Annotated in this window: 11 protein-coding genes and 1 riboswitch; of the genes, 2 read left to right on the top strand and 9 right to left on the bottom strand. The window is 39.5% G+C overall.

Annotated elements, in window-relative coordinates:
* Nucleotides 1-16: 16 nt before the first annotated feature.
* The 8 genes from M4I44_RS21270 to M4I44_RS21235 form a co-directional block, all read right to left on the bottom strand.
* Nucleotides 17-2,701 carry a DUF4962 domain-containing protein gene (locus M4I44_RS21270; protein ID WP_249966039.1) on the bottom strand — a complete coding sequence of 895 codons (2,685 nt, stop codon included), beginning with the start codon at nt 2,699-2,701 and terminating at the stop codon, nt 17-19.
* Between the two features lie 22 nt (nt 2,702-2,723).
* On the bottom strand, nt 2,724-4,103 hold the full coding sequence (locus tag M4I44_RS21265) for a sulfatase (RefSeq protein ID WP_249966038.1): 1,380 nt from the start codon (nt 4,101-4,103) through the stop codon (nt 2,724-2,726).
* A gap of 341 nt (nt 4,104-4,444) precedes the next feature.
* Nucleotides 4,445-5,410 (bottom strand): ROK family protein, encoded by a 966-nt coding sequence (locus M4I44_RS21260; RefSeq protein ID WP_249966037.1) that lies wholly within the window; start codon nt 5,408-5,410, stop codon nt 4,445-4,447.
* 188 nt (nt 5,411-5,598) lie between these two features.
* On the bottom strand, nt 5,599-7,485 hold the full coding sequence (locus tag M4I44_RS21255; RefSeq protein ID WP_249966036.1) for a RagB/SusD family nutrient uptake outer membrane protein: 1,887 nt from the start codon (nt 7,483-7,485) through the stop codon (nt 5,599-5,601).
* A 16-nt stretch (nt 7,486-7,501) separates the two neighbouring features.
* Nucleotides 7,502-10,654: a TonB-dependent receptor gene (locus tag M4I44_RS21250; protein WP_249966035.1), complete on the bottom strand. Its 3,153-nt coding sequence runs from the start codon at nt 10,652-10,654 to the stop codon at nt 7,502-7,504.
* Nucleotides 10,655-12,092: 1,438 nt separating this feature from the next.
* Nucleotides 12,093-14,075 carry a heparin-sulfate lyase HepC gene (gene hepC, locus M4I44_RS21245; RefSeq protein ID WP_249966034.1) on the bottom strand — a complete coding sequence of 661 codons (1,983 nt, stop codon included), beginning with the start codon at nt 14,073-14,075 and terminating at the stop codon, nt 12,093-12,095.
* 39 nt (nt 14,076-14,114) lie between these two features.
* On the bottom strand, nt 14,115-16,898 hold the full coding sequence (locus M4I44_RS21240; protein WP_249966033.1) for a polysaccharide lyase family 8 super-sandwich domain-containing protein: 2,784 nt from the start codon (nt 16,896-16,898) through the stop codon (nt 14,115-14,117).
* A 266-nt stretch (nt 16,899-17,164) separates the two neighbouring features.
* Entirely contained in the window at nt 17,165-18,367 is a 1,203-nt protein-coding gene (locus M4I44_RS21235) for a glycoside hydrolase family 88 protein (RefSeq protein ID WP_249966032.1), read from the bottom strand.
* A 403-nt stretch (nt 18,368-18,770) separates the two neighbouring features.
* Between M4I44_RS21235 and M4I44_RS21230 the strand changes: the two genes are divergently transcribed.
* Both M4I44_RS21230 and M4I44_RS21225 read left to right on the top strand, forming a co-directional pair.
* The gene (locus tag M4I44_RS21230; RefSeq protein WP_249966031.1) at nt 18,771-19,643 is read left to right on the top strand and encodes an AraC family transcriptional regulator; all 873 of its coding nucleotides are present in this window, start codon (nt 18,771-18,773) and stop codon (nt 19,641-19,643) included.
* Between the two features lie 96 nt (nt 19,644-19,739).
* Nucleotides 19,740-21,107 (top strand): amidohydrolase, encoded by a 1,368-nt coding sequence (locus M4I44_RS21225; protein WP_249966030.1) that lies wholly within the window; start codon nt 19,740-19,742, stop codon nt 21,105-21,107.
* 221 nt (nt 21,108-21,328) lie between these two features.
* Here M4I44_RS21225 and M4I44_RS21220 read toward each other — a convergent pair whose 3' ends face one another.
* Complete coding sequence (locus M4I44_RS21220; RefSeq protein ID WP_070907348.1) at nt 21,329-22,312, bottom strand: beta-ketoacyl-ACP synthase III; 984 nt, start codon at nt 22,310-22,312, stop codon at nt 21,329-21,331.
* A 442-nt stretch (nt 22,313-22,754) separates the two neighbouring features.
* Nucleotides 22,755-22,956: riboswitch (cobalamin riboswitch) on the top strand.
* The last annotated feature ends 106 nt before the right edge of the window (nt 22,957-23,062 follow it).

The following is a 23,062-nucleotide window of genomic DNA, read 5'->3' as shown; positions in this document are numbered from 1 at the left end:
AAACGTCCTTTTGTTTTTAATTTTTGTCGTACTTGACGACATCCGGTAATTCGTCAACAGCTTCCTGTTTGTTTAGCTCAGTACCATTCATTTCAAGCAATACAGAACTTCCTGTAATTTTAGGAGAAAAAGTTTTACCTTCAAATGTAATGGGTAAATTTCCATAACTAAATAATGATTTTGCAGTTTTTCCCGTAACTTGTAAAGCAGCCGGTTTTTCGCCGTCTAATTGTACTTGTATGTCCCAGTCGCCAATCTGCAAATGCGACAAGAAGCCATTGTTTGATAGCGTTTTTATAATTTCCGTTTTGCCGTCTTTTATTTGTATTATGGTTAAATATCTGAATTTTTGTTTGGGTTCAGAAGTGATTCCGGCATGCCATTGGTCTTTAAATTCTTTGATCTGACCTTCGTCGTTGGTTACTTTATTCCAGTTGACAGCGGCTTCGTAAAATTTATTGTGTACAGCCATTTTTAGCGGACTATTAGCAAAAACACTTGCGGTTACGTTTCCTAAATCTGTTTGTACCGTGAAGTTTTGCTGTTTGGCATTCGCCGAATTTTGCCCTTCAATGGTATAATACGGACAATGAAACTGAGTGGTCCATTTTATCGGGGTTTTAGCTTCCAGTTCGTCGTATAAAACAATATACCCGCCTTCAAGCTGCAGCATATGTCTGCGGTACAAGGTCACACCAGATTCTCCGTAACCGTTTGCTTTATTCGGTACTACATTAATTTGTTTAAATCTGTTGAGCCAGAAATCACTTTTAATGTCACCATAAGCATTGCTGGCATCTCCTAAAGCGTATTGGATGCGTTGACCGGAAATCGCTCTCGGAATCCATCCGTAACCTTCTTCTCCAATTTTTTGGTTCAGACTGTCGGCTAAAATGGTGTTGTATGCTTTAGAAGATCTGTAATCTAAAAGATTGTGTTTGTCGCTGAAATTACTGTAATATCCTGTTCCGCCAAAGAGAACTTTCCCTTTATAATTAATCGTAAAAGCATTTTGCGAAGCGTGACCGTGTCCTGAAGAACCAAACGGACTGCTGAACAAATAACTGCTCAGGGTTGTATTGGCTTTGGTCAGATCTTCGTGCATGGCTACGACACCTACATCGGCAAATTTTCGAGTTTTAGGGAGTTTTTCGGGCGAGGTTACAGGTAAGTTTCTATTGGGTTTGTAGTTTAATAATCTAAAGAATAAAAAATCATCGGTACCGTGATAGTAGGCCGGATAGTCTCTTTTGATTTCACCAACATACCAGTTCAGATAAGGATCATTCATACGGTAGGTCAAAGCATCGGCAAACCAGGCTTCGCCTTTTACGATGTACGGAATGTTTTCCCACATGTCGCCAATGGCAGTACTTGCCGCACCGTTTGGATGGGTGTATAGCATATAATACGGAAGATTCTGCATCCACGGTAATTTAAAATAATCAACACCGCTAAAGTCACCAAACATTTGAGACAGGTAAATAATCGATTTAAAGTTAACTCTGAAATAGCCGTTTCCTTCATGCCAGCCGCCATCAGTAGTGCCCAAGACCGGAAAACGTGCCGACCAGACTTCGTACATATAAGTGAGCCATTCTTTGGCTTCGGGTACATCGTTTATTACCGCTACAGTTGCGATGGCAAGGTTGCGCAAGGTGATTTGCCAAACGTGATTGTCGCTTACATGTAGCTCAAAACGATTGGGCAAATGGTCGTAAACTCTTTTGGCTCTGATCGTGATGCTATTTTTTAAGGTTTCTTTTTCCTGCGGCGTTAAAAAATCATAACCGCTATCGTAGAACCAGCCCAGGGCTTCTAGTACGGCACCACTTGTAAAATCATCTCCTGTTGCCAAGCCATCAGGATTCATGTTGGCAAGGTTTAAAGCTCTGCGTTTGGCATCCAAAATAAAACGTTTGTCTTTGGTGAGCTGATAGGCGATACATAAATTTCGAACCGGGTTTCCAACAGCATCTCCAAAACCATGATACATTCGTTCGATAATAATTTTCTTTTCTAACGGATTTTTGCCTGTGGTATCAATGACTCTTTGCGGTTTCTCTGTTGGAAGAGGAGCCAGCATTAGTTTTTCTGCGAAAGCAATAAATTTTTTAGCTTCCGGATTGTCCAGATTGTTGCGGTAAAAAGCCTCGCCTATGCGGTTCATATCCCATAAAAGAGGATGTGCACCTTCGTTTCTTTTAAGGACTTCGCTAATGGGAGGAGCTACTTTTTGGGAAGCATATTTTGCATCTACGACGAAATTGTAAACCGGAGACCAGGTCCATTGATTGCTGTCTTTTAAGGCATAACCGTATTTCCAATACCATTTTCCGGCTTTTAGAGCCTGATGTAACGGATAGACCGCCCAACGTTGTTCGGCACTGGTGAACGGGTTTTTGGTGAAGTTTTTATCGCTTGCGAGCATCACTTTGTAGCGTACATTGCCAATATTGGGATCTTCCGGAATATCACTTCCGCTTTCCATTGGGGTTACCATTCTTTTTCCATTGGTCCCCGGCCAAAGCAGGGCAGGAGCATTGGTAGGTACCGTAATTCCGTTTACAGGATAAGGCCATTCACGTACTCTTGAATGTAATTTTTCGGCGGTGAGTTTTAGAATTGCTGATGATTGTTGACTAAAAGCAGGCAGCAATATAAGCGATGCGACTAATGTGACTATTTTTTTCTGAATCATATTATTTTTTCTTTAGGCAAGTTTATAATCCGGATTGAAAAGAATCTCCATTTGCGCTGCACCATTTTTTTAAATAACGGCGCATGGCAATTAGTTCTTTTTTATAGGCCTTGTTTACTGCCAGATTGGTGATTTCTCCCGGATCTGTGGTCAGATTAAAAAGCTGTTCTTTTAAATCGCCTTTGTTGTACACAATGTATTTGAGATTTTGAGTAATTACAGCACGTCCGCTAATGTTTAAAAGTTCTTCGTTATCGGCAAAATCGGTTTCGATAACCAGAGTATCCCGCAGGTTTTCTGATGGATTTGTTATTCTTTTACTGAGGTCAATTCCTTTCAAATAAGTTGGTTTTTGTATTCCGGTGAAGCCACAAATGGTCGGGATAATGTCGATACCATTGCAAACCAGAAGATCGTCGGTACGGGGTTTCCATTCGCCTATTTTCGAAATGATAAAAGGTATTTTGGCGGATTCTTCATATAGTATCTGTTTTTGGTTCCAACTGTGGCCTGCATATCCGTCACCATGATCTGCTGTAAAAATGATAATGGTGTTTTTTTCGATGTTGTATTTTTTCAAAGAGGCGAGTACCATTTCGATGTAACCGTCTACTTTTTCAACTAAGCGATTGTAGGCCCAGCGGTATTGACGCCATTGATCTGCAGTCCAGTTTACAGAAGGGTAGGTTCTGAAACTTACTTTTTGCTGATCACGGACAATTTTAGGTTCGTACTGGGGGATTTTCCAATTGGAGGGCAATTGCGGACACTGATCGACCGGTGGTGCTTTTTCTAATACATCCATTTTCAGATCTTCATCACGAGCCCACTCGCAAATGTCATGGGGATTTAAAAAGGAGGCGACCAAAAGAAATGGGGTGTTTTTATTTTCCTTAATGAAACGAGCACAAAAGGAAGGTGTCGCCGCATCGTTGTAATCCTGAAAACTGGTGTTTTCGATATACTCAAAACCATGCTGACTTTTCTTGGCAGTGGGAACGGGAAGATGCCATTTGCCTACGTAACCGGTTTTGTATCCTCCGTTTTGGAAAATTTTCCCCATCATTAGTAAATCGTCAGGCCATTGACCGTCTTTTTCGGGAGCGTTGCCTACGAAGCCGGTTTCAAAAGGCATTTTTCCACTCATGAGGGCGGTGCGTGACGGAGTACATAAAGGCTGAGCACAATAGGCTTTGGTAAAACGGATTCCATTTTGCGCGAGCTTGTCCATTGCTGGGGTATGGAGGTCTTTGTTTCCTGCAATACTCATCGCATCGGCAGTTTGCTGATCGGTCATGATGATCAGGATATTGGGGCGTGCAGCGGTTTGGGCATTGCCGGAAAAAGGAATAGCCAGTATTCCCAACAAACAAACAAATCCTATGACTTTTTGAAATATCATATCGGCCTAATTTTTATAGATTACGTTTTGCCTTTTAAACTCTTAAATGCAAAAACGAAGTTAACTATCAGGCTTTAATTTGGGTTTTGAATTTGTTCAAAATGCTATTAATTTTAGTTAAAACCTTTAATAATGGGCAATTAGTGAGGAGATTCTTAAAAATATTTGCTCGCAGAGAGGCGAAGCTGCAGAGTTTTTTGCCACGGATTAAATGGATTAGAGTGATGCGTTGTTGGTGTGGATTTGCTCGCAGAGACGCAAAACCGCAAAGTTTTTTATGCAGTGCGTTTAGACAATCTACTAAGATCTTTGCGATTTTGCGACTTCGCGAGCATATTCTTTTAGTTCGTGCTGTATTTCAAATCTTTAAATTTCTGGAAAGCATTGGCACAGGCTCCCAGTAATCCGGCTTTGTTGCCTAAATCTGCTGCTACGATGCTGGTATGCGCAAAGGCAACCGGAATAGCAAAGGTTTTAACTCTTTGGGTTAGTTCGTCAATATAAAACTGACCAGCTTCGCTGATACCACCTCCAATAATTACTTTTTCCGGACTGAAGATGTTGACAAAATTAACAATTCCGGCAGCCAGGTAATCAAAATGATGCTCCATGGTTTTTATCGCATGATTTTCTCCGGCAAGGTATTTATCGATGATGGTTTTGCCGTCAATATTTTCATCTGCGGCAGGATTTTGTGACTGATAGTACTTGATTAAAGCGGTTACGGAAGCGTAGGTTTCCAGGCAGCCTCGTCCACCGCAATTACAGGCGATACCATTTTGCTGAATTACGGTATGGCCCAGTTCGCCACCGCGATTTTTGAAACCGCTATACAAGCCTTTATTAATCATAATGGCACCGCCAATGCCTGTACCAATCGTTAGAAAAACAGCATCGGTACTGTCTTTGGCTGCTCCGTAAATCAATTCGGCAAGCCCCATTAAGTTGGCATCATTATCAATTACCACATGATGTCCAGTTAGATCCTTTAGAATTTTTCCTAAGGGCAATTGGTCAAAACCGGGTAAGTTTACACCGCCGCCAATGATCACATCATTTTCAATCAGACCCGGAAAACCAATTCCGATACCCACAATGGGTTCTTTTAACTGATCGGTACATTGTGTGATGGCATCGACCATTAAGCGGATGATCTCTTTTTCGGTACGGGCTTCTTTTAAGGATACTATAAACGAAAATAAAATTTCTCCGAGTTCATTCACAACACCACATTTCAGTGAAGTACCACCAATGTCGATCCCAATTGCGTAGGATTTTGACAGTTGTGTATCATTTTTGGTAACCATATTGTTCTTTATTTTTAGTAGTTTTCTTTTCTGTTACAAACAATTAATGCAGAACAAAGTCCTGCATTAACGGTTATAAACTTATTCATTTCTAAATAATGTTGCATCATTTATTTTTAATAATTTGAGTTTTTCAAAATAAACCTCATCATTTAGTGGGGTGTGCATGATTTTTAAATACTATTTGCCTAGTACTTTGGATTCTGACGTGTGATGTTTTTGTTTACGTCTGTTTCATTTTGTGGATAAGGGTACAATTCATGTTTTCCGGCCACAAAATTGGTAATTGCCGGGAAGAAATAAGTCGATCGGATTTGTTTGACCGCGGTACTTGTTTCGATCAGTTTATCTCCTAAGATTCCCCATCGGATCAAGTCGGCTCTTCGCATTCCTTCGCCCGAAAGTTCCCAGGCTCTTTCCTGCTGAACGGCTTTTAGGAAATTGTCTTTGTTCAGACCGGTTGCTAAACTCATTTCGGCTGTAGTGGGTTTGGTCAAGAGTCTTGCGGTTGCGGTTGCTCCGGTACCTTTCCCGTCTGTACTGGTAATGGTTACGGTAGGAACAGAGGTATAACCATCGCCGGAACGCAGCATTCCAATGGTATTGATTCCTCCGGCCGAAAGGGTGATTACTGCCGCCGCCGCATCAGTACCGCCGCCACCTGTGATTTGTATTAAAACATTGGCTGCATTGGTATATCCGGTTCCTTTTGTTTTTATGTCAACCGCAATTCGGCTTCCCTGTATGTCAGCACCAAAGGCTCTTTTACGAACCTGATTGATGGCGTCGTAAGCAATAGTATTAGGGCCCTCGTTTAGTTCATTTTCTACCTCAGCACGCATCAAAAGCAAATCGGAATAACGCATGATGACCCAATTGATGTGTGTGTAAACACGTTCTGCGGTTGCATTGGTCTGGTATTCTCTGCTCCATTTACCAACCGTCCATCTTTCGTCCTGATTGGTGGTTAAAAGCGGAAGTTTGTTTCCCAAATTGTTGATGGAGTAGGTGGCAATCGAAAAATCCCTGCGCTGATCGGCCGCATTAAAACTATTGTAAAATGGTTTTGGAACTAAACATCTCGAAATGTTGGATGGATAGAAACCAGCTGCTGTTGCCGGACCGTTGAAGTTTCCTACCCAGGAGGCATTTCCTATGTTTCCTGACGGATTGTAGAAAGCAACCTGAAAAATATTCTCGGTAGGTTCTAATACATGCTGACACTGGTTTTTAAATACTTTAGCATAAGATGGGTTTAGCTTATACGGATTTTGAGCTATAACATCGTTAATCTGTTGCTGTGCCAGTTTGTAATAGTCTTTGTAGTTTGAAGGACGTTTCATCGTTCCGTCTGCACCTAAAGAGTATCCTCCGGCAAAAAGGGCTACTCTGGCCAGCATGGCTTTGGCTCCCCATTTGTTGATACGTTCGTCTGTAGGCAGCTGTTCCGGAAGGAGAAGTGAGGCTTCGGTCATGTCTTTGATGATCTGGGTATAAATTTCCTGACGGTCTACAAGTGCTCCTTTCAGATTATCGCCGGATTGAGAACTTTTTGTTTTAAAAGGCACGTCTCCCCATAAACGTACAAGTTCGGAATAATAAAAACCGCGGAGGAATTTTGCTTCGCCAAGGTAGCGGTTCAGCTGTTCTTTTTGGGCTGTGTTGCCGTTTGAAAAGAGTTCCATTTGCGGAATTCTTTCGATCACTACATTGGCTCTGTCTATTCCTTCGTACAATTTACTCCAAGTGGTGTAAAACATATTCGTTTGAGAAATTCCCTGATAGTGTGCTATGGTTCTCCAGTCGTCGGCACCAATTCCGGTCATTTGTTCGATATCGGTATCGGCATCAAAAACTAAGGAAATGTTCCAGCCATAACTGTCCATTGACGACATGGATTCATAAACACCAAGGGTAGCCATATTGGCTTCGTTTGCATCAGAGAAAAAGTTAGCAGTGGTGAAATAAGAATAGGGGGTAACTTCCAGTTCTTTGTCGCAGGAATTAAGCGGTAATAAGAGGCAGGCAATACCGGCTGCTATAAGTGTTTTGCGGGAAAATATATTGTTTTTCATCTTTGTAAACTTTAAATTATAGCGAAATATTTAATCCTGTGATAAACGATTTACTTCTAGGGTAAGCACTAAAATCGACTCCGCGGGTTATGGCATTGTTGAGTACGCTTACTTCAGGATCATAGCCTGAATATTTGGTGAATACGTACAGATTGTAAGCGGTAAAATAAATTCTCAAATTTGAGATTTTAGATTTTTTAAGCCATTCTTTTGGTAAGGTGTACCCAAGGCTGATGTTGTTGATTCTTAAAAACGAGCCATCCTCAATAATATCGCTGTACAAACGTCCGGTAGTGTTTCCGTTAAAGGCCGGATTCGTTTTGCCAGCGTTAAGAGCAGTCAGTTCGGTGGGATCGGTAACACGTTGTCCTGCTGCGTTAATGGTTGTCCATCTGTCAGCATAGATCGCTACGGTGTTTAAATTGTCGAGATTCAGTCTTGAGTTGTTTAGAACGTTGGCATTATAGATATCATTTCCTACCGTAAAATCAAGGAATACACTTAAATCAATTCCTTTGTAGCTAAAGGTATTGTTAAGACCTCCTGTATATTTAGGATTGGCATCTCCAATGGCAGTTCGGTCTAAATCATTAATTACGCCATCCGGTGTACCATTAGGACCACTGATGTCTTTAAATTTGATAAAGCCAGGCTGTGCAACGATATTGTCGCTTACTACCCCCGGTTTAAGGGTGTAGGTACTAGTTGTGGTATTATAATCAAAATCGTTTACCTGATACAATCCGTCTCTTACATAACCGTACATGACGCCCACCGGTTTTCCAACCTGCAAAATGTAGTCGTTCCGATCGGTATAACTGTTGGTGATCAACGAATTTTCGCCTTCACTCAAACTTAGTACTTTAGTTTTGTTAAAAGCAATGTTGAAAGTTGTACTCCAGTTAAAACTATTGGTTTTTACGTTTACCGTGTTCAGTGTAAATTCTATACCGCGATTGGAGGTGGCTCCGATGTTTTGAAATTGTTTTTTGAAACCTGAACTTGCAGGTACACGGGTGTTGTACAGTAAATCCTTAGAACGGTTTTCGTATAATTCTGTGGTAAGCGCGATTCTTTGTTTGAAAAAACCAATGTCAAAACCAATATTCGTCGATTTTGTAGCCTCCCATTTTAAAAAGGGATTTGGAAGATTGTTCTGAAATGCAGTGATATTCATCTGATTGTTCAAAGGATAAGATCCTGAATTAAAAATACCCAAAGCGGCATAATTGGCAATTCTGTTATTTCCGGCTTCACCATAACTCAAACGAAGTTTTAAGTCTGAAAACGCAGGTAATTTATCCATAAAAGGTTCTTCGATAATTCTCCAGGCAGCCGAAACAGAAGGGAAGTATCCCCATTGGTTTTCTGTCCCGAATTTAGAAGACCCGTCTGCTCTTAAAGTGGCAGTCAGCAAATACTTGTTTTTGTACGAGTAGTTGGCTCTTCCAAAAAAAGATAATATTTTGTCATCTTCTGCGTAGGTTGTCGGAATTCCGGCAATGGTACCCAGTTGCAATTTATCCCACCCCAGATTAACGTCAGGAAAAGCGGTTGCCGAAGCCGTAATTCCTTCTGCATAATTGTAAATGTACTCTTGTCCGAGAGAGGCATCAAATTTATGTTTTTTATTAAAAGTCTTACTATACGTTAGAACGTTATTGTAATTTAATCGGGTGCCAATATTGTGCGTCACCCCGCCATTGGCACCACCGCTTCTGATGGCTTGTATACCTCTGGAATCGTTAAAATATTTGCTCTTCATGCTGTTGTCGGTATAACTGATTAATCCGCGATAGATTAAGCTTGGCGTTATGTTGTATTGCAGCTGTAAACTCATGTTGATGGCTCTGGTAATGGCCTCTCTTTTTTGACTGTCGATGGTAATCAAAGGACTCTGGAAGGTTGGAGAATCCTGATTGTCCAACGGATCTACGGTTAAGGTTTTAAGATCTTCATCAGATCCTGTTTTTCCAATGGTAGGTCGGTATTGCAATAAATTTTGCAGCATGCTCAAACGTGCATTTCCACCATCGTTTGTTGATAATCCGGTTACTTTTTGATTGGAGTAATTTACAATTGCGGTAACCGTCACCTTTTTACTGATGGAATTGGTTACGTTTAGTTTTGCAATATTTTTTACCGATTCGCTTCCCAGCATAATTCCCTGATCGTTATTCACCGAGTAGAAAGCATTGTATTTGGTATCATTTTCACCACCGCTGATGCTTAGCTTGTGGTATTGACTTTCCACAGCATTTCCAAAAACCTCATCCTGCCAGTTGATACCTGGTCTGTCTTTGTAAAGGCCTTCAAGCTGATCATAAGTTCCAAAAGCACTCACAAACTTCTGCATTCTGGCATCATCAGTTGCTGATTCATAAAGTAATTGGGTGTATTGGTAAGGATTCATCACCGGAATTGTTTTGGCGATAGTCTTAATCCCGGCATAAGTATCATAACTTAAAGTGAGTTTTCCTCCCTTTGCTTTTTTGGTTGTCACTAAAACTACCCCGTTGGCCCCTTGTGCACCATAGATAGAAGTCGAAGAGGCATCTTTTAAAACGTCGATAGATTCAATATCCATCGGATCTAAAAAGCTTAATCCTCCGGTTTGAGCTACACCGTCAACGACATACAAAGGTTCATTACTTTGAGTAATCGAAGTTCCGCCCCTAATTCTAAGAGAAGGTTCAGACCCGGGTGTACCGTCAGACATGGTAACCTGCATACCGGCAATACGGCCCTGTAATGCCTGTGCCACATTTTGAACCGGAATTTTAGCGAGTTCCTGTCCCTTAACAGAAGAGATAGCTCCCGTAAGATCTTTTCTCGCTTTGGTTCCGTACCCTACTACAACTACCTCATCCAGATTATTGGCGTCATCGAGTAATTTAGTATTGATAAGCGTTCTGTTTTTAACAGGTTCTTCTTTAGTTTTAGTTCCGATGAACGAAAAAACTAAAATAGCATTTGATTTTACCTTAATTTGATAATCACCGTCCATAGCAGTAACAGTGGTATTTTTGGTTCCTTTTTCAGAAACAGTTGCTCCCGGCATAGGCATATTCTGAGCATCGGTTACCACACCTTTTACGGTGATAATATCCTGCCCGTACATCACTTTGCAGGTGGTAAGCAGCAAAAATAAAAATAGAGTCCTTTTCATAATTTTTTTTAAACCGGAATAAGGGTAACCTTACTTCCTAAATTGATGTTGTATAAGTTGATATCTGGTCTTGCTGCATAAGGAGAAATCACTCTTCTGAATCATTTATCTTCTTCTTATTGCTTGACCGAAATTCCGAATTACTGTTGTAATAAGTTTGAGATCGACTGCCGTTTGACACTATTGTTTAACCAATCGCTTCATTATTCTTAATGGACGAAAATTATAACAATTTATTAACTGAGGAAATTCGCAGAGGAATTTTCCGCCTGACAATTAAAAATGGATTCTGTAGTTGCTGGTTCATTTTTTTGGAATTGGTCATGTTTTTTTTGATTTAATAAAAACAAATATATAAATCGACTGTAGAGGACAGTTTTGAAAATGTCCAAATTGCTATTGATTTTGATTAATTGTGCTTTTAAAACTCTTTAAAATCCTTGTGTAATCAGGGTTTTATGGCGTTTTTGAGATTTTGTTTTCAGTATAAAAGTGTTGATTTTACTGTACTGTTCTGTGATCATTTGTGTTGGGCAAAAGTTAAATTAAAGGCAATAACAGATTAACGAAAACGATGTAATTTTTACAGATTATAGGAGGGAAGTAAAGTAGTTTGTTTTCTCTTTTTCAGATAAAACTGATAAAAGTATTGCGAGCATTTATTTTTTGAATAGGAATTGGACGATAGATTCATCGTTATTTAGAAATTGATGGGGAATTTAATCGGAAGCTTTATTTGTTTGTGAAATAGATGCCGCTCCGCTGGAGCTTTATGGTGGTGTGGTTATTAAACGTTATAAATATTTTGCTCCTCTGGAGCTTTACCTGTCGTGCGATTATAAAATAAAATTGTTATAAATATTTTACTTCTGTGGAACTGTTTTTTTCAGGTTAGATTAATGGAGGTGCATTTAAAATAAAACCCCAGAGGGATTTCATACTTATAAAAAAAACAATGTCTTATAGGTTAGAACCCCAGCAGGCTGGTAATTTTTATATGTGCCATTCCTATGGAATTCAAATGTTGTGTTCCTTTTACATTCAACGGATTAAAATCCATTGCTACAATATGAATCGTTCCTTCGGAACTATTGAAAAAGAGCCTTTGGCTCGGTCTATTTTGTAGGGATGGATTTTAATCCATTTAAAAATAATTTCGCACCGAATATTTGAATTCCATAGGAATGGCGCATATTATCCGGTAATCATGGTGTCAAAACATAAAGCCCCGGAGGGGCTTCATATTTGTAGAAAACAGTATCCCCAACGCTAGAACCCCATTGGGGTGGCAGATTATGACGGATGAAATAGGAATGAAAAAACAGATAAAAAAGTGGGGAAGAAGGAATTATCCGGTAATTAGTAGGTCCCCAAAAAAAAGGCGCCTAAAATTTAGACGCCTTTACATACATAATATTTTGAAAGGAATTAGAAAAGCTTAATCATTCAGATTTGTTTTTACCTCACTTTTTTTACCATCAATTTGTAAACTCATATCAATAATTCCTTTTTCGAAATCATTAGCCTTATTCATCTTAATACTGATCTCCGGAGCTTTAGTTCCATCATATGGATAAACTACCGTAATAAAACTTTGTGCTGCAGCAGTAGTTTTCGGCTTTTCAAAAACAAAAGCAGGGCGTGCAATTTCTTTGGCGTACTGATAGGAAACCTTACCGTCTTCTTCATTTAATGTCACTTTATCGGTATTTAAAGATTGTATCAAAAGATTGTTGCCGTCTTCGTAAGTGGTTGTAACGCTATTGTTCATTTTATTGAAAACGGGTTTGCTGTCTTCTTTTAATTGAAAGTGAACTCCTAAGTTTCCGGTAGCTTTCCCAATTGCTTTATCAAGAATTAAAAAGTACTTCTGATCTATAAAAAGAATGGTACGCTGGTGGTTTAAATCAGTATAACTAGGATTGGTATAGGTTAATTGGTCTAAGTTTTTAGAGGTACTCCATTTGTTTTCTTTGGCTTTGGTAATGATCATGTTCTGATTGTCAAGTGTCAACGTGCTGTGTACTCTGGTTTGACGGTACCAATTTCTCATTTTGGTTACCTCAGCATCACCACTGTAAATGTAGCAGCCTGTATCTGGTGTAAAATTGCGTCCTTTTACCCAAAGTTCAAACGTACCGTTGTCCGGCTGTGCATGGAATTCGGCCGGAGGCCCCGCTTTAACAATCATGACGGTTGATTTATCGTTCCATCCATTTCTAAAAGCGTAAAAACCGCCGTCTGATAAGCCATGGGATTCATAATTGGGCAATTGTCCTTCGGCACCAGCCGTACCTAAATATTTCAAGAGCCCGTTTTCAGGAAACATTTTTGACCAGTTTAGAAATTGTTTTATTCTGCCATTTTTATCAAAAGTCCAGGAGTCGCCAAACATCGGTGTACTGTAATCGGGAAACGAGATATTGGCGGTTGCCACCATCATTTTTTCGATTGTTTTAGAGTAGGTTTCCGGAAATTCTTTTGCTACACCCGCCATTTTAGCCGAGTTGTAGGCTTTTAAAAAGATTTCGATACAGGCAACATGATAAATCGGTGAAAGCTCCCATTGTACACCGTCAGGGAGTACTTGTAATTTTATTTCGCGATTGAGTATTTCGATGCCGCTTTTACGCCATTCTTCTGCTGCTTTGAGTTCCGGGAAAAAGGCTCCTGCACTCAGGATACGTTGTGCTTCAAACAATAAATGATTGCCTTCTTTACTATAATTCTTAGGAATATAAGCCGTCTGTTTCGAAAAACTGTTTAAGAATTCCATCAAAAAAGCGGGTGTAAAATTCGATGAAACTACAAACAGGTTGAAGGTTCCCGGAAGGCTCTGTATACGTTCTGAGACTTCTAACGGACGCCAGGCAAATTGGTCATTTTCTTTCGAACGCCCTAAAACATTTTTTCTCTCCCAATCGCGAAACTGGGAAACCCATTCTTTGGCATATTTTTCATCGCCGCTGCTTCTGTAGGCCATTCCCATAGGTTGCCACCAGGTTACACGGTGCAGCTGCCAGCGTACTTCATTATCTTTTACCGGCCAATAATCCCAGTTAATATCGGTTCCGTAATCAAAATAACCATAGCCTTTATGAGGCTGAAACTGATGCAACAAAGCATTATCGGCTTTTAACTGATTGGCTTTTCCGATATCTTTTCCTCTAAATCGGGTTTCATCGCCCACATTAAAATCAGGGTTTTTGATTTTTCTTCGCTCGCGGTAATAATTGAGCAACGCTCTGGCAGCTTCGTCATATTTACCGGAAGTAAAAAGCTGATTTACATTCTCTAAACCCGGATAGTGAAGGTTGACAACATCAAAACTTTCTTTTGTCAGTTGTTTTTCCTGCGCATGAGTAAAATAAGCGGTGGTAAATAGGAGGAGTAAGGTTATTGTTTTTTTTAGGTTTTTCATTAGTATGTAGTTATTGTTTTTTAAAATTTAGTTGATCGTTTATTGTTTTATTAATTTGACGGTTTTCTTTTGTTTGCCCTGACGTATTTCGGCAAAGTATATTCCGGGAGTCCAGTCACTGCCCAGAACGATGGTTTGCCCATAGTCTGATTTTAGGATGTTGACACGTTTTCCTAAAGTGTCGAACACATTTACAAAAATAGTCTCTCCGGCTTCACCTGTAACATTGATTTTAAAATCAGTTTGGGAAGGGTTGGGAGCAACAATTACTGCTAAATCTTTAGAAGCTTGCCCCGTCGGATTATTGATCCCCAATGTGGATGATTTTACGAGTTCGGTTTGAATTGTAAGTCCGTTAATGGTATTGAAGATCACTTCTGTATTAGCGCCATTGATAGAGGTGGTTATATTGGAAGCTGGTGCGGCCAATTCCCACTGACCGGCAAGCGTTAATTTTACAGAATCTGTTTGTGCCACTCTGTTTAAAATGGAGTTCTGACTGCTAATCTGACTCCAGGTGTAGGTTTCATTGGGAGCCAAAAGTCCTAAGTTTGGATTGGTGAGACTGACTTTTAATCGGTTTCCGTTGTCTGTTTTTTGCGTCATCACAGCCGCCGGTTTGCTTACACTCACCACTACATCATAAGTAAATACAGTATTTGGAGTAAAAATAACATAACCAAATAGGGCATCCGGCAGGTATTGTACAATGTGCGCCTGACTGTTTTGATGGTAAATTTTAAAGTAAGAAGTAAAATTAGCAGCCAGTTGTTGTGTAGCGGTCTGTCCGCCTTGCAATACGACCGCATATTGAAATTTGGCTGAAACCGGGGCAGTACCATGATTGATATAGGCACTAGTAAAATTACCCGAAGTAGTAGCGGTATTGCTGTTGTTGCGGGAGTTTTGTTCCAATCGGTTAACGGTTATTGCATCAGTATTACTTGAATTTCCGGGAACCACATAGCCATTGCCTAAAGCATCTGTCGCCCAAAAGGCTCCCGTTTGGGTAAGTGTATAAGTATTGCCTGTAGTGGCCGTACCGTTCACATAAGTTGCGGTTGCTGTATTGGCCAGTGCTGTTTGAAACAAAGTGGTATGAATAGGGTAGGTTCCGTTGGTATCTTTGATATTAGAACCCAGGCAGAGAATCATATTTTTAAAGAAAAAATTAGACTTCAAAGCCGTCATTCCGGTAGCAGAATTATAATCTTTATAGTCCATACCAAAAATACCGTTATGGTCTAAAGAACCAACTGTCAGAAATGATTTTCCGTTCATCTCCCTCATAGTCCCCGTTTCAAGGATGTTTAGAGGAAGATAAGCAACTGTTGTTCCGGGAAGATGCGACCAATCCCAGCCATTTTCGGAATAACCGTTTGAAACCCGGGTTACAGGAGTACCGGTGGTCAGCAAATCCATAGCGCCTGCAGAAGTGTATCTGCCAAAAACATTTTCTGTGGCCGAATCCTCGAAATGCCAGATGTGTTTACTGGTTCCTTTTATGCTTGCCTGAAAGCCGTTGTATTTGTGAACGCTCAATCCGGCAAAGGGAAAATTAAATTGCCCTTGGGTTATTTCTGGAAGCGGACTAAGTCCTGCATTTAAAGTTTGCAGCAGATCCATTAAACTTCCGGGCGTATGAACCAGTGTGATCGATAGGGCATTTTGTCTCAGTAAATTTGTATTAGCGGTTGCAGAAAGGTTCCAAAGGCGGACAAATTCTCTCCCTGCTTCCAGATTGGCTACAGGATCGGCTACATATAAAAATGCCAGTGCAGGTCGTAAGTCGTTTAGCGCATCAGTGTTGGTGAAGAATCTTCCGGCGAGCCCTAAAGGCATTTCAAAACCTTTACTGAATTTGCTGTAGTTTAAAATGGCATTTTTTAAGTTGCTTTGTGCTTCGACATTTAATTCATAGGAGGTGTTCTTCAGCATCATATTCATAATCGAAGATTGTTGCAGCGCTTCTACTCCGTAGGAATTCGAATAAGGACCTCGGTGATGATAGGTAATAAAATCAGGTTTAATACAATCGTTCCAGCCGTTGCTTATTTTGAGAGCATTGTCAATAAAGCGTTTCAGGAAATCCATATCGGTCACTTTTGTAGTTGAAGCATCGTCCTGAGCCAGTACATAACAAAATCGCTGCTGAATGGAAGAACGGATAATATCGGAATTGAAACCGGGATTGGTGAAATTGAAATTAGGATAATCCGGAGAAATAAAAGCCGTTAAGCTTTTCAGTGCTCCGAGATGATGTGTAAATTCTCCGGCAGCAACCAGTTCGTCTTTCATCAAAAAAACGGAAGTTGCATATCCTGAGGAGCGCAAACATACCCCATGACCACTGGTAATTACTTCTTCAGTCGCAGGAATGGAGAGATAAGCAAAATTAGTAGTACTGCTGATGCCTTTAGCTTTCATATAGTTGAAAAGTGCCAAAATAGAATCTCGCAGTGCAGGACTGTGATAATCGGGATTAGGACTGGCAGCTGACCCTTTTAATTGGTACAAAAAGACTAAGCGGATTAGTTTTTGCTCGACCAGAATCTGATACGCAGTCTGATCGGCACTAACAGTAAAATTCCATGCCGGACCAGGATTGGCAAAATCGTATGCCGAGAGGTTTTTAGCAGCTATACCATTGCTCAGAAAACGGCTGTATCTTTCGTTGACTTCTGCTTTAGAATAATCGAGATTCTCCCCTGTGAGCCAGTTTCGATATTTGACCGCAATCTCGTTTACAACACTCAGCTGAGCGTACGAAAAGTTAAAAACAAAGGCTATTAGCCCGACGGATAAAAGTATTTTTTTGTGCATAAGAGTGGTTATTAATAGATTAGTGGTTAGTAATTTATTGTATTCTTAGCAACTAACCCGCAAAACTTCCAACGGTTAGAATCGGAGGTTTTGCGGGCTTGTACTGAAGTTATTTTTATCAGAAATTATTTTAAGGAAATACCGCCAGAACTGTTTTTCGGCAAACTGTTAATCGTTTTTGGGGATATTTTTTTGTAATTTCTAAACTAAAGAACTTCCTGTTTTATTTCCTTTCGCAGACAGATTTTTGCACGAACGGTCTACTTTTAAATTTCTATTTTTTTAAGAGATGCGTATCTTTTTAAAGCTTCGAGATAATAATAATCGGCATAGTCAAGGGGTGTATCAATTTCTGAATTGTATAAAAAGGCGCCCACGCTGTGTTTCAGTAAAAAAAAGTTGTTTTCACCCGGTTTTGCGAGATAAGCATCAGACGATAAAGATTTTAAAATGGCTTCGGCATAGTTGACATATTTTTTTCCATCCTTAACCTGAATACTTAAATCAAGCAATGCTGAGGCGATTACAGCTGCTGCCGAAGCATCTCTGGGAGCAAGTTCAGCAGTGTCCATGGCGTTGTGCACATCAAAATCCCAAACCGGTATTTTGTCTTTTGGCATACGAGGATGATTCATTAGGAAGGCAGCAATATTTTCGGCCTGTTGTAAAAATTTCGGGTTTTTGGTATTAGCATAACACATCGTATATCCGTACAATCCCCAAGCCTGACCTCGTGCCCAGGCTGAATCGTCAGTAACACCCTGATGTGTTCCTTTACGTAATACTTTGCCTGTTTTCGGATCATAATCAACCAAATGGTAGGAACTGAAATCTTTTCTAAAATGGTTTTTTATAGTGGTCAGCGCGTGCGTATTGGCAGCGGTGGCATATTCAGGTTTGTTAAAGGCGCTGGCACTCCAATATAAATATTCAAGGTTCATCATATTATCGATAATCACCGGATAATGCAACCACTCAAAATCCCAGGAACGAATAGCTCCAACTGTTGGACTAAATCGGGCATAAAGATTTGCTGCTCCGTCAGCCAGTGTCGGAAGATAAGTTTTGTCTCCCGTAATTCTGTAAGCATTTCCATAAGAACAGTACAACATAAAACCTACATCATGAGTGTTTTTTATATTTCGTATAGAATCTAAAGCAAGCGTAAACTTTTTAGCCTCTTCCGCCAGAGCTTTATCCCCGGTGAGTTCATAGCCATACCACAAACTTCCAGGAAAAAAACCGGTAGTCCAGTCTGTTAAACCGGCCAATCTCACCGTTCCGTCAGGATTTACAGAACGCGGATTTTTCCCCGGTTTATAAGTCTGTGCCGCTTTGTTTAGCTGGAAGCGAATGGTTTCGGTTGTTTTTTTAAACCAAACCAAAGATGGATCTTCGGGTTTGAGATTGGCAAAGGAGTTTATGGTAATAGCAAAGACTGCTACTAATAAGCCTAGGTTTTTTTTCATTGTTTACTCTTTTAGATTTATGATCTGTTTGTTCTAATGCTTTGATGAAGCGAAGTTAGATTTGAGATTCAAAATCGCCTTTCAGTTTTTATCATAAAACTTTCAAATTTGTGTAAAGAGTCTGTTTTTTACAGAATTAATGAAGGTTTTGAGCTGCTCGGTTTAGGCGACTGAGTAAAAGGTGATTTTGAATTTTACCAAAGTCATAAAAAATAGGTTTATAGGTGTTGAAGCATTAGCCACAGATTAAGGGATTAAAATGATTAGCAAAAATCTGCTAACCTGAGCGATAGCAAACGTGCGGACCAATCTCCTGAATCTGTGTGAAAAAAATAAACACAACAGTTTACCTATCGATTAATTGCATAATTTTGAAAATAGTAAACCAACACTATAGATTCCTTTGAGCAAAAATGCCATACCCACTTTGTCTGTTTTAAATATACTTGGCGAGCAAACGTTTGGTATCACCCTGTTTCGGCATAGTGTAAAAGGGCGTAACGAATTCGAGCAGCCTCATAAACACGATTTCTACCTTGTTTTTTTCGTAGAGAACGGTTCCGGATTTCATAGTGTAGATTTTAAACAAACGAGAGTAGAAGATTATCAGATTCATTTTGTGGGAGCCGGACAGGTACACAATTGGTCGCTTGATGTAAATACCAATGGTTTCCAGCTGATGATATCTCCTGCGATCATGACCGTTTTTTCTAATTTGTCGCAGTTACCTTTTTTCGGACAGAGTTCACCCTTCTGCCTTTCCTTGGATAAGAATGGATTTCAGAATGTTAAAAGCCAGTTGGAGGAAATCGAATCAGATTTAGTTAAAGACGATCTATTGACCAAAGAAATAGTGATGTTGAGATTGCACTTGCTGTTTAAATTGTTGCAAAAAGAATACGTTTCGCAATTTCCGGATCATGATGTTGCGGCCAAATCAGAAAAAATTATAAAAAAGTTCAAGACACTGATTGAAGATCACTTTACAACTCAATTCTCTGTGAATTTTTACGCCGGAGAGTTGAATGTGACCTCTAATTATCTGAATATTCTCTCCCAAAAATTCCTGAACAAATCGGCTGGCGATGTTATAAAAGAAAGAACCATTCTGGAAGCCAAACGATTGTTGATTAGTACTGACTTATCCGTAAAAGAGATTGCCTATCAGTTGGGATTTAGCGATAATGGCTATTTTGCCAAAGTGTTTAAAAAGTATATCGGAAAAACACCAACCGATTTTAAGGAAAATTATAATCTGTACCATTCTTATCATTAATATTCCTGCTCCGGTTTTAAAAAATTAAGTGAATTTTGCAGTTCACCATTATTTCCTGAGAATCAGTTTCTCAAAAATATATCACACTATTAACCGATGAGCGACAATAAAATAAACCGAAAGCAATTTTTAAGAATGGGAGCCGCAGCAACTGGAGCCGCATTGTTTTCCGGAATAAGCAATACTGCAATGGCACATTCTATTGAGGAACCGGAGTATATTACGACCAGTACGAAAGAATATATTTTAACCAATGTAAGACTGGAAGACAGTTTTGAGTACAATGAAAAAAAAGAAGTAATTGCCACCAAAACCAATTTGTACAATGTACATATTTCAGATGGGAAGATTAAAAATATTACAACTGCCAAACCTGATGGGAAACTAAAAAAAGTAGATGCCAAAGGTCTTTTGATGCTTCCGGGATTGCGTGACATGCACATCCATATTGATAAAACTTTTTACGGCGGAAAATGGAATGCCGCTCCCAGAAAAGGATTTACGGTAAAAGATATGATTACGCTGGAACAAAAGATAATTCCCGAACTGCTTGTCGATTCTCAGTACAAAGCAGAGCAGGCTATTCAGTTGATGAAAAGTCAGGGGAGTTATTTTGCCCGTTGCCAATGTAATATTGACCCCGTGAGCGGATTAAAAAGTCTGGAGCATTTGTTGAAGGCTTTAGAGAATAATAAAGACAGTTTTGGATGGGAGATTGTGGCTTTTCCACAGCACGGAATTTTATATTCGCAATCAGAACCTTTACTGAGAGAAGCTGCAAAAATGGGAGTAGATTTTATTGGCGGACTTGACCCTACAACGGTTGATGGAAATATGGAGAAATCACTTGACAGTATGTTCCAGATTGCAATAGACCACAATAAAGGAATCGATATTCATTTGCACGAATCGCCACCTTCAGGAAAATCGGCTATAGAATACATCATTAAAAAAACTGAAGAGAACAAACAATTACAGGGAAAAACTTATATCAGCCATGGTTTTGCATTGGCCAGAATGGATCCGAAAGATTTAGAGGGAATAGCCGAAAAGATGGGAGCACTTGGAATAGGAGTCATTTCGACAGTGCCGATCGGAAAAACCATCATGCCCATTCCTACTTTAAAGAAGTATGGTGTGAAACTAATGACGGGTACCGACAGTATTGTCGACCACTGGATGCCTTTTGGAACCTGTGATATGCTGGAAAAAGCAAAATTATGTGCACAGCTTTATGGCTGGACAGACGAGTACAATTTGAGCCGTGCTTTGCATATCGCCACCACAAACGAGGTGTTGCCGCTTAACGATGCAGGTGTACGCGTATGGCCGGCAGCGGGGGATGATGCGCATTTTATTTTGGTAAAAGCAAGCTGTTCTGCCGAAGCGGTAGCTCGTTTGCCAAAAAGAGAAGGCGTGTTTTTTAAAGGTAAAATGATAGCAGGACAGATGACCGGCTTGTAAAAAAAATGAAAACGTATTTCTTACCGTCAATAAGCTGACCAGAAGAGATACAGTTGCCTGCAAAAGAATAATGGTTTGGATTTTATGTTTAATCTGAATTACAAGCATAAAAAAACAATCAGAACCACTAGGTTCTGATTGTTTTTTTATTTGAAATCGATATTAAATTTATGATGAGTTACCTCAGCATAAGAATTTAGCGTAATTTTTTTATATACTATTTACCATTTGATGTACATACTGCCCCAGGAGAATCCTGCTCCAAAAGCCGTAATAACAAGATTATCTCCTTTTTTGAAATCGTTTTTGAAATCCCAAAGACATAACGGGATGGTTGCCGCTGTAGTGTTACCGTATCTTTGAATGTTTACTTTAAACTTCTCAATAGGAATACCAACTTCTTCACTTACTGCCTGAATAATTCTCAAGTTAGCCTGATGAGGAATTACCCAGTCTACCATATCCGGAGTCAATGAAGCTTTTTCCATTAGTTCTTTCGAAGTACCGCTCATGTTTCTCACAGCGTGTTTAAAAACGGTTCTTCCTTCCTGATGTACAAAGTGCTGTTTGTTTTGAATGGTTTCTTCTGTTGTTGCCAAAAGAGAACCTCCGGCACGTACAGAAAGAAATTCAGCTCCTGTTCCATCTGTTCTGAAAATGTTTTGATGAATACCACGACCGTCTGTAGTAGGTTGTAAAAGTACAGCACCAGCGCCGTCGCCAAATAAAATACAGCTGTTTCGGTCTTCATAATTAACGATCGAACTCATTTTATCGGCACCAACTACGATAACATTTTTGTATCTGCCGCTTTCAATAAAGCTTGCGCCTACCGAAAGTGCGTATAAAAAACCACTGCAGGCAGCGTTAAGGTCAAATCCCCAGGCGCTTTTCAATCCTGCTTTTTCGCATACCAAACTGGCAGCGGGAGTAAGAATATGATCGGGTGTTGATGTTGCGAGTATTAAACAATCAATATCCAGAGGATTTATATCATAATTTTTTATTAAATCTTTAATGGCGAAAGAAGCCATATCTGAGGTTGCCAGTGTAGGGTCATCCAATATTCTTCTTTCTTTTATGCCTGTTCGAGAGGTAATCCACTCATCTGTTGTATCTATTCTTTTTTCTAAATCAGTATTGCTTAAAACCGTTTCCGGTACATATCCTCCAATAGCAATAATGGAAGCCTTTGTTGTATTCATTGAATTTTTTGTTTCTCTTTTAGTGTTCTTTTAATTTTGACTTTCGGCCCAAAACCTTTCTCCAGTCCATTTTACAAGAGTTTTTCGAAGAATATGTAGTACGAGGGGCATCTTCATTTACAGGGGCGCAATTTAACAAATATAAAGACGCAAAAATCTCGGGATTTGTTAATTTACTTTTAATATTTCTATTTCACTTCATTATTAATAAAATCAATTCCTGTTTTGAATGATTTTGTTTCAGTTCTTCAATGTTTATAAAAAAGCAATCCAACTGAACCTATTATTGGTCGCAAAAATGCTTTTTTGTTACGGGTAGGTTTAAAAAAGTGAAGAATATTTAAAACAGCATTCTTTTAATGAATGAATGAAATTTGGTCTCATTCATTGTCAAAAGTGTAATATGAACTAATTAACTCTTGTTTTTATAAAGATAATTCTATCTTTACGGCCAGATTAAGGTCTGTTTTTTCTTTAGAGAAAACAGTTAAAAGGGAATCAGGTGTAAATCCTGAACAGACCCGCTACTGTAAGTTCTGTAAAAGTCTTTAACGTTACTCATGCCATTGCCCCGCTTTGCGGGATGAGAAGGCTGTTTAAAGATGGAACAAGTCAGGAGACCTGCCGGAATCACATAGTTTAAGACTTTCGTGGAATAAAGTTGAACAACAATAAACGGACCTGTTATTTTGTAACGGGATCCTGCCTTATTGCTTTTTTGACGATCATATCCCGAAGTTTATTTAATTA

This window comes from Flavobacterium sp. B183 (genome assembly GCF_023539155.1).
Taxonomy (GTDB): domain Bacteria; phylum Bacteroidota; class Bacteroidia; order Flavobacteriales; family Flavobacteriaceae; genus Flavobacterium; species Flavobacterium tructae.
The sequence above is the reverse complement of the archived record's forward strand: the minus strand, read 5'-3'. Positions and strand labels throughout refer to the sequence as shown.

Bases quoted from the DNA above. Each gene is read 5' to 3' on its own strand.
- M4I44_RS21260 (WP_249966037.1), bottom strand. From the start codon at position 5,410: ATGGTTACCAAAAATGATACACAACTGTCAAAATCCTACGCAATTGGG.
- M4I44_RS21270 (WP_249966039.1), bottom strand. From the start codon at position 2,701: ATGATTCAGAAAAAAATAGTCACATTAGTCGCATCGCTTATATTGCTG.
- M4I44_RS21225 (WP_249966030.1), top strand. From the start codon at position 19,740: ATGAGCGACAATAAAATAAACCGAAAGCAATTTTTAAGAATGGGAGCC.
- M4I44_RS21220 (WP_070907348.1), bottom strand. From the start codon at position 22,312: ATGAATACAACAAAGGCTTCCATTATTGCTATTGGAGGATATGTACCG.
- M4I44_RS21265 (WP_249966038.1), bottom strand. From the start codon at position 4,103: ATGATATTTCAAAAAGTCATAGGATTTGTTTGTTTGTTGGGAATACTG.
- M4I44_RS21255 (WP_249966036.1), bottom strand. From the start codon at position 7,485: ATGAAAAACAATATATTTTCCCGCAAAACACTTATAGCAGCCGGTATT.
- hepC (WP_249966034.1), bottom strand. From the start codon at position 14,075: ATGAAAAACCTAAAAAAAACAATAACCTTACTCCTCCTATTTACCACC.
- M4I44_RS21250 (WP_249966035.1), bottom strand. From the start codon at position 10,654: ATGAAAAGGACTCTATTTTTATTTTTGCTGCTTACCACCTGCAAAGTG.
- M4I44_RS21235 (WP_249966032.1), bottom strand. From the start codon at position 18,367: ATGAAAAAAAACCTAGGCTTATTAGTAGCAGTCTTTGCTATTACCATA.
- M4I44_RS21240 (WP_249966033.1), bottom strand. From the start codon at position 16,898: ATGCACAAAAAAATACTTTTATCCGTCGGGCTAATAGCCTTTGTTTTT.